The sequence below is a fragment of the Pseudoruminococcus sp. genome (assembly GCF_047012705.1).
Classification (GTDB): Bacteria; Bacillota; Clostridia; order Oscillospirales; family Acutalibacteraceae; genus Pseudoruminococcus.
The window spans coordinates 1-9,058 of record NZ_JBKXNW010000030.1; the positions used below are offsets into that span (position 1 = coordinate 1).

Annotated in this window: 9 protein-coding genes and 1 pseudogene; 6 read left to right on the forward strand and 4 right to left on the reverse strand. The window is 44.4% G+C overall.

Annotated features, from left to right (window positions below; all coding sequences use genetic code 11):
• Both ACLU24_RS13995 and ACLU24_RS14000 read left to right on the forward strand, forming a co-directional pair.
• Positions 1–287, forward strand: a 287-nt coding sequence (locus ACLU24_RS13995) for an XRE family transcriptional regulator (RefSeq protein WP_412613280.1), incomplete at its 5' end; no start/stop codon positions are given.
• Positions 288–354: 67 nt separating this feature from the next.
• Positions 355–879: an ImmA/IrrE family metallo-endopeptidase gene (locus ACLU24_RS14000; protein ID WP_412613281.1), complete on the forward strand. Its 525-nt coding sequence runs from the start codon at positions 355–357 to the stop codon at positions 877–879.
• Positions 880–947: 68 nt separating this feature from the next.
• Here the strand turns inward: ACLU24_RS14000 and ACLU24_RS14675 are convergent.
• Positions 948–1,034, reverse strand: a pseudogene (locus ACLU24_RS14675) (site-specific integrase); the annotation flags it as partial.
• Positions 1,035–1,085: 51 nt separating this feature from the next.
• Here ACLU24_RS14675 and ACLU24_RS14005 point away from each other — a divergent pair.
• The 4 genes from ACLU24_RS14005 to ACLU24_RS14020 all read left to right on the forward strand — a co-directional run bounded on the left by ACLU24_RS14005 (position 1,086) and on the right by ACLU24_RS14020 (position 2,926).
• On the forward strand, positions 1,086–1,487 hold the full coding sequence (locus tag ACLU24_RS14005; RefSeq protein WP_412613283.1) for a DUF6442 family protein: 402 nt from the start codon (positions 1,086–1,088) through the stop codon (positions 1,485–1,487).
• A complete protein-coding gene (locus tag ACLU24_RS14010) occupies positions 1,484–1,690 on the forward strand; it encodes a helix-turn-helix transcriptional regulator (protein ID WP_118601842.1) in 207 nt (68 codons plus the stop codon). The genes ACLU24_RS14005 and ACLU24_RS14010 overlap by 4 nt, the downstream gene beginning before the upstream one ends.
• Positions 1,691–1,761: 71 nt before the next feature.
• Complete coding sequence (locus tag ACLU24_RS14015) at positions 1,762–2,004, forward strand: hypothetical protein (protein ID WP_412613284.1); 243 nt, start codon at positions 1,762–1,764, stop codon at positions 2,002–2,004.
• Between the two features lie 70 nt (positions 2,005–2,074).
• Positions 2,075–2,926, forward strand: a complete 852-nt coding sequence (locus ACLU24_RS14020; protein WP_412613285.1) for a MerR family transcriptional regulator — start codon at positions 2,075–2,077, stop codon at positions 2,924–2,926.
• Between the two features lie 126 nt (positions 2,927–3,052).
• On the opposite strand, the gene ACLU24_RS14025 is transcribed toward ACLU24_RS14020, so the two are convergent.
• Genes ACLU24_RS14025 through ACLU24_RS14035 form a run of 3 tightly spaced genes read right to left on the reverse strand, consistent with a single transcriptional unit; the run spans position 3,053 to position 8,950 of the window.
• A complete protein-coding gene (locus ACLU24_RS14025; protein ID WP_412613286.1) occupies positions 3,053–3,979 on the reverse strand; it encodes a site-specific integrase in 927 nt (308 codons plus the stop codon).
• A complete protein-coding gene (locus ACLU24_RS14030) occupies positions 3,942–5,732 on the reverse strand; it encodes a restriction endonuclease subunit S (protein WP_412613287.1) in 1,791 nt (596 codons plus the stop codon). Before ACLU24_RS14030 ends, ACLU24_RS14025 begins: the two co-directional genes overlap by 38 nt.
• 32 nt (positions 5,733–5,764) lie before the next feature.
• On the reverse strand, positions 5,765–8,950 hold the full coding sequence (locus ACLU24_RS14035; RefSeq protein WP_412613288.1) for a type I restriction endonuclease subunit R, EcoR124 family: 3,186 nt from the start codon (positions 8,948–8,950) through the stop codon (positions 5,765–5,767).
• Between the last annotated feature and the right edge of the window lie 108 nt (positions 8,951–9,058).

A 9,058-nucleotide genomic window follows, 5' to 3' on the forward strand; every position in this document is an offset into this window, starting at 1 on the left:
TGGATGCAGCGGAGAAGCTGGCAAAGGCACTTAATATTTCCGTGGATCAGCTTCTGGGTACGGATGGTATGCTCGTTGCTCAGGCTGCGGAGCAGTACGGCGCACGAGGTGCCAAACAAGCGCAACAGCTCACAGATGAAGTAACTGGTTTGTTTACCGGCGGCGAGTTGGCACAGGATGATATGGATGTTATGATGCAAGCTATTATGGATGCCTATTGGCTGGCGAAAGAGAAAAACAAAAAGTACACCCCAAAGAAGTACCGTTCTAAGGGCAAGCAGGACTGAGTCCCGTTTATGGGACACATTGTGTGTTAGAATGGAAACAGGAACAAACTGAAAAGGGGTGAAGCCGATGTATGTAAGCACTTCGGAAATCGTACAAAAAGCAAACTCCATCGTTGCTCAATGCGGAACCCGTGATCCTCTCAGAATAGCAAAGGACTTAGGAATCGAGGTAATGTATTATCCGTTCAATGAACAGCGTGGAGCATATAAAGTCTTGATGCGTAATCGCTTCATCTTTGTCAAAAATGATCTGCATCCGGTTATGGAGAACATCGTGCTACTTCACGAATTAGGGCACGATGCTTTACATCGGGAGGAAGCCACGAAAGTTGGGGGCTTCAAAGAGTTTGAGATCTTCAATATGCGTGACAACCGTATGGAGTACGAAGCCAATCTCTTTGCCGCACAGATTTCCCTATCAGATGAGGACTTCCTTGAACTTGCGGAAAGAGGATACGATACACAGCAGATCGCACGGACATTGAATTCAGATATTAACCTTGTCGCTCTAAAAGCCGATACGCTGATTTCTCAGGGCTACCGTTTGCGCCAGCAGGAACACTGTAACGATTTTCTAAGATACGACAAATAACTAAGATGCCACCCTTTCGGATGGCATCTTTTTTATCACCTTTAATCAGCGCAAGCCGGTTTAGTTTTTTAGCTCAAACCCGAAAGAGAGCGCATCACCAAGTCGATGTCTTTGTTTTCAAGTTCCTGAATGATGTGCAGATAGGTTTTTTGCGAGGCAGCGAAAAAGTGCGGCGTTCATAGAAAAGACACAGGGCGGTAAGATAATTGTGCTTGACAAGTTTACTTGGCATTGATATAATAATGACAAGAAAACTTGGAAAGGAGCGATTCTGTTCAATGAATAAAGAGAAGATTTTGGAAAGCAGCCGCAGAGAGAACAAAAACAGGGATTTGGCGGAGATGGAAGTAACCGCGCAGGCAGGAAATATTGCCGGACGTGTTGGTGCTACGGTCTGCGTTGTTCTCACTCTTATCTTTCGTATCTTCACAAAAACATACTTTCTGAGTCCGTGGGTTGTTTATTTTAGCATCCTTACCACCCACACTCTTGTAAAGTATGCAAGGCTAAAGAGAAAAACCGACTTGATCCTCGGTATTCTCTATTTAGCGATGTGCCTTACATTTCTTGCCTTTTTTGTCCTGCGGCTTGTGGAGGTCAAGGGATGAATGACGAGCTGAAATTGAAAAACAACCTCAAGGAAGCACGCGCAGAGAAAAAGCTATCCCAAACACAACTGGCGGAAATGATTGGTGTATCGAGAAACACAATCAGTTCCATTGAAACAGGGCAATTCAATCCGACCGCAAAGCTGGCATTGATCCTCTGCATTGCTCTGGACAAGAAATTTGAAGAACTGTTTTATTTTTAAGGAGGAAGCGAATGGATCATATCGTCCTGTTGATCTTAGGCATATTCATCTCCGTTATTGGAATCGTGAATATGACTGGAAATATCAGCACAATACATTCCTACAACCGAAGAAAGGTCAAGGAAGAAGATGTACCGAAGTACGGGAGAGCCATCGGCACAGGTACACTTATCATCGGCGCATCTTTGATAGTGGCATTTGTCACAACTTTCTGGAGTGAAGAGGCAATGTCTTTCATTGTTATTCCAGCGCTCGTCATCGGCTTGGGCTTTATCTTGTATGCACAGTTCAAGTACAATAAGGGAATCTTCTAACTCATTTTTTTGAAAACCTATTGACTGGCACCTTGGGGGATAGCTTATCCTATATGTGGAGGTGAGAACAATGCTCATAAATGAAGTATGCAAAGAATGTAACCTGACCAAAAAAGCAGTTGAGTATTACACAGAACAGGGACTAATCCAGCCAAGGATAAAAGAAAACGGGTATCGGCAGTTCTCCGAGACAGATGCTTTGAAGCTCAAGCGGATTGCAGTTTTGCGTGGACTGGGCTTTTCCGTTCCAGAGATTCGCACAATTCTTGAGAATGATAGCCGTACAGCAATTTACGATGTCCTCAACAGGAAAGAGTTTGAAATCGTCGAGCTGCAAACAAAGCAGGCATTGATAAAACAACTTGCGGAAAGCGGCGATTGGGAGCATATTGAAGGACAAGTGGAGGCGCTTCAAAACAAGCAATCCATATTGAACCGTATCCTTGATAAGTTTCCGGGCTTCTATGGAAAATTCGTATGCTTGCACTTCGCTCCGTTTTTGAGCGAAACAATCACAACAGATGAGCAGAGGGAAGCGTTTGAAACGATCATCCGATACTTGGACGGCGTTTCAATAGCCGTTCCCAGCGATGTGCAGCAGTATCTTGATGAGATTAGAGAAAATGCTGATGCTGCTGTGACGCAAAGCGCATCTTCTGCACTTGCGGCAGCTATGGCAGACCCGGAAAAGTATATTCACGACAACAAGGAAATACTCGAACAATATCGAGCAGTTGCGGAATCGGAGGAATATAAGGCATCTCCCGCCTACCGGCTGCAAGAGTATCTAAAGCAATTCCAAAGGGAGAGCGGCTATAACGATGTATTCATCTCCGCAATGCAGAGGCTTAGCCCCGCTTACTGCGAGTATCACAAATCCCTGCAAGCGGCGAATGAGGTTTTCCTGCAACACTTTCTTTAATGTGTATCGCTTGCGCCAGCAGGAACATTGCAATGATTTTCTGAGATACGACAAATAACTAAGATGCCACCCTTTCGGATGGCATCTTTTTTATCACCTTTAATCAGCGCAAGCCGGTTTAGTTTTTTAGCTCAAACCCGAAAGAGAGCGCATCACCAAGTCGATGTCTTTGTTTTCAAGTTCCTGAATGATGTGCAGATAGGTTTTTTGCGTAGTGGTCATACTCGAATGTCCAAGACGCCGGGCAACGCTTGCGATGGAAACGCCCGTAAACAACAGTAAAGAGGCGTGTGTATGCCGCAGTCCGTGGACAGAGATGACAGGGATGTTACAGGCTTTGCAATGCCTGCCGAGAATGTCGTTCACCGTCGAATTATAGACAGTGGAGTTGACAAAGATGGGCTTATCTTCGGGAAGGTGCTTTACCAATTCAGAAAATTGAATGACAGTTTGCCAGTCAATTTGAATTTTCCGCACAGACGACTTATTTTTCGTAGGCTGGAAGCCGCCCTTTCCCTTGTAGTCCCAAGTCTTGCTTATGGACAGTGTTTGATGGGCAAAGTCGAAGTCTTTCGGGGTAAGAGCCAGTGCTTCAGAAAAGCGCATCCCCGTCTTTGCTACCAACAGGATAAAGTAGTCCCAATTCACCTTATCCTTCAGGTCAAGCGAGATCAGCAGCGTATGTAGCTCAAACTGATTGAGGTACTTAATTTTCTTCGCTACCGGTGGCTTCCCCTTTATGATTGCCTTGCGAGTAGGATCTCTTTCAATCAAGCCCTCATCAACAGCATCAAGAATAGCTCCCTTGAGCTGGTGGTGAAAATCCATCGTGGTTTGGCGCTCGTGGAACTCAGCATAGTCGTTCAACAGCTGCTGATAAGCGATCCGGTTCATATCACATACTCTCAGGTTCGGGACGAGCTTAACGAGCCATTTCTGCGTCATCAGGTACTTATCCATCGTCACCTTTCTGATTGCGCCCTTCTTATACACCGTAATCCATTTTGCATAATATTCACAGAACAAGTCTGTTCGTTTGGTTTCTGTTAGCATCAGAAGTCCTCCATTTCATTAAAAATGGCTTACGCTGATGAAGGGTGATAAGGTTGTCGAGCTGCTGAAAGAAACCTCCAATAGTCTGTTGTTCTCGCATCGTTGGCGGCATCATCAGCTCCATTACAGCCATTTGCTTTCCCGAAACCTCGACGAAAGTTGATCCAGCCCCAACAAGCTCTCCATATCGTTTTAATTCTTCGGTTCGAGAAAAAATGAAGTAAGAGTCAAGCTCTCCACGATGTGGGACAATGGACTGAAATCCCTGATTAGTACAGCCTTTTCGGGTTAAAATAGCTGTTTTCCCGATCCCTGCACGAGATGTAAACAGGACTGTACCGGGAGGAAGCATTTTGGCTGAACTATTCTCATAACCCAAGCCGGTTATCTTTTTCTGACTCGAATTTGCATAGATTTGATCCGCAATTTCAGCAGGTGCATACCAATCAATATCACCGTCCCAATAGCTCTGATTTCCTGTACTTGGGGTTCCACCACCCACAATGTCAGCAATATCTCCCAACTTACGCTGTTCCCAAGAAGAAGCAGTTCGCTTTTTATTTGCGGTCAGGATAAGCCTGCCCGCACTTCCGGTAAAAGAAATGCACTCACGCTGATGAAGGGTGATAAGGTGGTCGAGCTGTTTGAAAAATGCCCCGATGGCTTGCTGTTCAATCAGACTTGGAAGCCAAGTCTTCAATTCAGAAAACTCTGTTCGATTTACAATTTGCATTGTTCCGGCAGCTGCGGAGCCTTTCATTTTTGCAGACCACAATGCACTTTCTGTTAAAAGAAAATAAGGATCATACTTGTTTTCATTCGGGGTTAATCCGTTAATCTGCTGATTGAAACTGCCCGTATTTCCAAGCATTGTGTTCTTTCCGATACTCGCAATGCAGGTTACGAGTATAGTGTTTTTCGGAACAACACGACCGACTTGTTGACCTAAGTCGCTCAATTTCCTTGCACTTTCAAATGTGATGTTCTCACATATATCAGTCGGAGTAACCCATACGATTCCGTCATCTGAATAGTAGTCAGGAATAGATGTTGATGGGGTGTTGCCAGTCGTAATTGTTCCTAACTCACCCAGCTTACGCTGTTCCCAAGAAAATGTTGAAGCGGTGAAGTTCATAGAGATACAAGCCCGAAAAAAGCTGAATAAAAATACACATTTACGCTGATGAAGGGTGATAAGGTTGTCGAGGACTGAAAAGAACGCTGAAATACTTTCCTGCTCAATGCGGGAAGGAAAACATACCGGACCTTTCAAGGCGTTCTCAGCGGATACTTTCATATCATTCTTTGCACCCTTATTGACCAATGGATGCATATAGTTATTCATTCGTGCGTGCTGCTCAAAATACACTTGAATGAAGTCCGAAAAAGCATTTTCCTTCGGATGATAAACGGCATACAAAGTTGAGACAATGCCTGGTTTTCCTTTGTTTGTCTTGATTATTCCATACGGATTAGAGTTAAGAGGTGACTTTGTATATACTACATCACCCGTCTGAACAACACCGTAATTTGATACTGATGCACCAGCGAAAGAACGACCTTGAAACTCAATCTGATTAACTATTCCATAGTCGCCTGAAACGGACAAAACATCAGACCTACCATATATGTTGCCAGTGTTCTTTTCGGCGGAAACAGTAAGGTAATCTTCTAACTTACGCTGTTCCCAAGAAAAATCAAAAGAGCCAAGGAAACACCTTGGCTCTCTTGTTAAGACCGCATATTTTTTCATTTTTCGGCTTGCTTTAGCGGTGATGGCACTCATTACGGCACATCAACCTCAAATCCACCGGTAAGAATGAACTGCCGCAAAAGCTGATCCGTTTTCATATTGACCTTGGGCGGAATCAACTTGGTTTGTTCATATGCTTCAAAGAATGCTTTTGCTTTGGTCTTATCGACGCTCTTTTTCAGCTCGTCAAACCTGCCAAACTCATTGATAGTCGCTTCATTCAGGTTAAGCCCCATCATATTCCTGAGTTTATCCTCATCAAGACCGAAGATAGTCGCAAAACGGTGAATTTGGTCATCTTTTGCTCTAAACTGATACTCCGTGATGTAGTCACGAAGCGTTTTTCCGTCCTCGGCAATGACATCGCCTCGCTCAATGTCGTGCAGAAAGATATTTGCGTATTTCTGCTCCTCTTGCGTTAGGGCAGCAAAAGTTTTGTGAAGTTCTGCCTTTGCTTGCTCAATAGATTCCTCGGACGAACCTTCCTGTCGAATCAATTTGAGGTACTTATCGAAGCGACTGTTCATATAATCGGCATCGATAACCCCTGTGTCAATTTCAGTCAGGTATCCAACAAGATCGTATGGTATATCTATGTCTTGTGATCCGGGATCATCGGAAGAGGCAGCGGAAAGCTCTTTATAACGCTGTGCCAAAATCAAAAATGCGTTCTCATCGAACTCCATTGTAATTTCAATCGAATTTCCACTTTCCTCGTCCTTGAATGAGTAGGTGTGTTTGTCCCACCTAAATCCTTGGATTTTAGCAGCTTCAAGGTATCCGTTGAAATCTCTAAACAGCGAGGCGAACTTAGCTCTTACGGTTCCGTCCGCAGGCAACTTTTCAAAGTCAGGGATACCAGCATTCTTGAACAAATAGGCAATATCATCAAACACAGCGTTGAGCTTTCCGAGGTTGTAAGACAGTTTTTCAACGAACAGACCTATCGGTCTATCGCCGGAATAGAGCTTAACAGCTTTGCTCACATTCTGCTCCATCGTATGCGGCTTGCGATAATATCTGATGATGCCAAAAGGCTTATCGGGTCCGAAAAGTCTGTTGGTTCTGGAAAATGCCTGAATGATGTTCTCATACTCCAGTATCTTGTCCATATACAGCGTGTTGACCCACTTAGAGTCAAAGCCGGTAAGCATCTGATCCACTACAATCAGGAGGTCGAGCTGCTTCTCAGGCTCTCTTTCGACCCGCTTATATTGCTCTTTGTGGGCAAGGCGTAGAGAAAGGTCTTTTTTGAAGCGAGCGTGTGTAGCAATCGAAAAATCCTGACCAAACATCGTATTATAGTCAGTAAGGATTTCGATTAAGCCTTGCTCTTTATAGAAAGCAATCGGCTGCCCTCTGTATTCTTTGTAGTCACCATCTTCATTGCTGATATTGGGGTCAAAAAGGCAACTGATCCTAAGTTTCGGCATTGCAGCCTTCAACAGTCGATAGTAGTCTATTGCTTCGGGGATGCTGCTCGTTGCAAAGATTGCGTGGAATTTCCCGTTGTGACTCAAAGTAAGCCAGTTTTCTTGAATATCCTCAACAACCTTGCTTTGATGCTCCGAGGAAAGGTACTGAGTTTTTGGAAGATAATCTTCAATGCCCTTGACCCACTTTCCGTCATCGCCCAAGAAGCCCGCCATCTTGACGGTGGAGGAGTCCATATACTCATAGAATATTTTTGCCTTTTTGGGATCGCTGATTGCTTCTTCTTCGGTTGCTGCTTTTGCTTTTTCCAAAGCAACCACCTTGCGGACATCCTTATCACGGAAAGTCAGGACTTTATAAGGATCAAATCCAAGCACATTCTTATCCCTGATACCATCAGCAATGCTATATCTATGGAGTTCATTGCCAAAAACATCTGTTTGGGCATTGTTTTTCTTTGCATTCTCCTCAAACACCGGTGTGCCGGTAAAGCCAAAGAAGATGGCATTGGGAAATGTTTCCTTGATGATGGATAGCATATCTCCAAAAGTTGAACGATGAGCCTCGTCAACAATAAAAACAAGCCGTTTGCCGTTGATTATTTCAATGTCGCTTGCATTAAGTCCTCCGTCCTCATCTCGGATATTGCTCATCTTCTGAATAGAGGTAACAATTAGGGTATCTGCCGTTGCGTTGCTTTTCAGCTTAGTCAAAAGGACATATGTGTTCTCTGTTGCCTGCACGGTTTCGTTCTCGTCCGCAAATGCCCGATATTCCTTGAGCGACTGCGTTCCTAACTCAATACGGTCGGTAAGGAAAATAACCTTATCAGCATCATTGGAGTTTGCAATCAACTGAGCCGACTTAAAGCTCGTCATCGTCTTACCTGAGCCGGTGGTATGCCAAATGTAGCCGCCACGCTGCTTACCGCTATCCCACTTCGTTTTAGACACAACATCGGAAATTGCGCTGGCTGCGTAATACTGGTAGCTTCGCATTACCTTCAGAACACCGTCAGCATTGTCGGCAACAGTATAAAAACCAATGAGCTGGTGCGCCATAGGGATGGACAGCAGCGAGGAGGCGATAGCTTTCCAATCGTTGATAGGCTCATTATTGAAGTCAGCCCAATGGAAATAGTAATCCGTATTGAACTTTCCGTCAGGTCCGGGATTCGCAAAATAACGAGTTTCTTCAGGGTTCATTGCAACAAACACCTGAACGAGCGAGAACAATCCGGTAAAAACGCCCTCATATGAGTATTTCTCAATCTGATTATATGCTTGACTGACGGGGACACCGCTGCGCTTCAGCTCGATATGTATGACCGGCATACCATTGATGAGCAGCATCAAATCGCCACGACGGTCATTTAGCATTTTTGACTTGCTCGGAAAAACTGGTTGCTGTACGATCTGATACCGGCTCTGTCCAGCGGCGATTTCTCTGCGATCATATATTTTCAAGCTGATTTCAGTGCCAAAGTGGAGCTTGTCGTCAGGGTTATCACGCTTGATGGACACAGTTTTTCCGTTGATAAAGCCATTGAGTTTTAACGGGGTTCTAAGTTCCGTGATCTGCTCAATAATCTGCTGCATTTCGCCATCCGTAAGAGGATAGTTATTCAAGCGGTCAATTCCACGATTGTTATCATACAGGATCTTTGCCCAATTTCGGATGAGGTCTTGCTCGGTTGGGTTCTTGATAACTTCTTTTTCCCAGCCTTTATCCGCCAAGACTTTAATCAGGGCTTCCTCAAAGTCCGCTTCTTTTTGGAATGTCATTCGATTTCCTCCTTCCTGCGATATTGATGTCACACGAACATCTTTTCAAGCATAGATTTCTTGATATTTTGGAGCTTTTCCAACTCACGCTGATGAAGGGTGATAAGG

Excerpts from the sequence above, each read along its gene's own strand:
- ACLU24_RS14000 (WP_412613281.1), top strand. The coding sequence starts at position 355 with ATGTATGTAAGCACTTCGGAAATCGTACAAAAAGCAAACTCCATCGTT.
- ACLU24_RS14010 (WP_118601842.1), top strand. The coding sequence starts at position 1,484 with ATGAATGACGAGCTGAAATTGAAAAACAACCTCAAGGAAGCACGCGCA.
- ACLU24_RS14015 (WP_412613284.1), top strand. The coding sequence starts at position 1,762 with ATGACTGGAAATATCAGCACAATACATTCCTACAACCGAAGAAAGGTC.
- ACLU24_RS14020 (WP_412613285.1), top strand. The coding sequence starts at position 2,075 with ATGCTCATAAATGAAGTATGCAAAGAATGTAACCTGACCAAAAAAGCA.
- ACLU24_RS14025 (WP_412613286.1), bottom strand. The coding sequence starts at position 3,979 with ATGCTAACAGAAACCAAACGAACAGACTTGTTCTGTGAATATTATGCA.
- ACLU24_RS14030 (WP_412613287.1), bottom strand. The coding sequence starts at position 5,732 with ATGAAAAAATATGCGGTCTTAACAAGAGAGCCAAGGTGTTTCCTTGGC.
- ACLU24_RS14035 (WP_412613288.1), bottom strand. The coding sequence starts at position 8,950 with ATGACATTCCAAAAAGAAGCGGACTTTGAGGAAGCCCTGATTAAAGTC.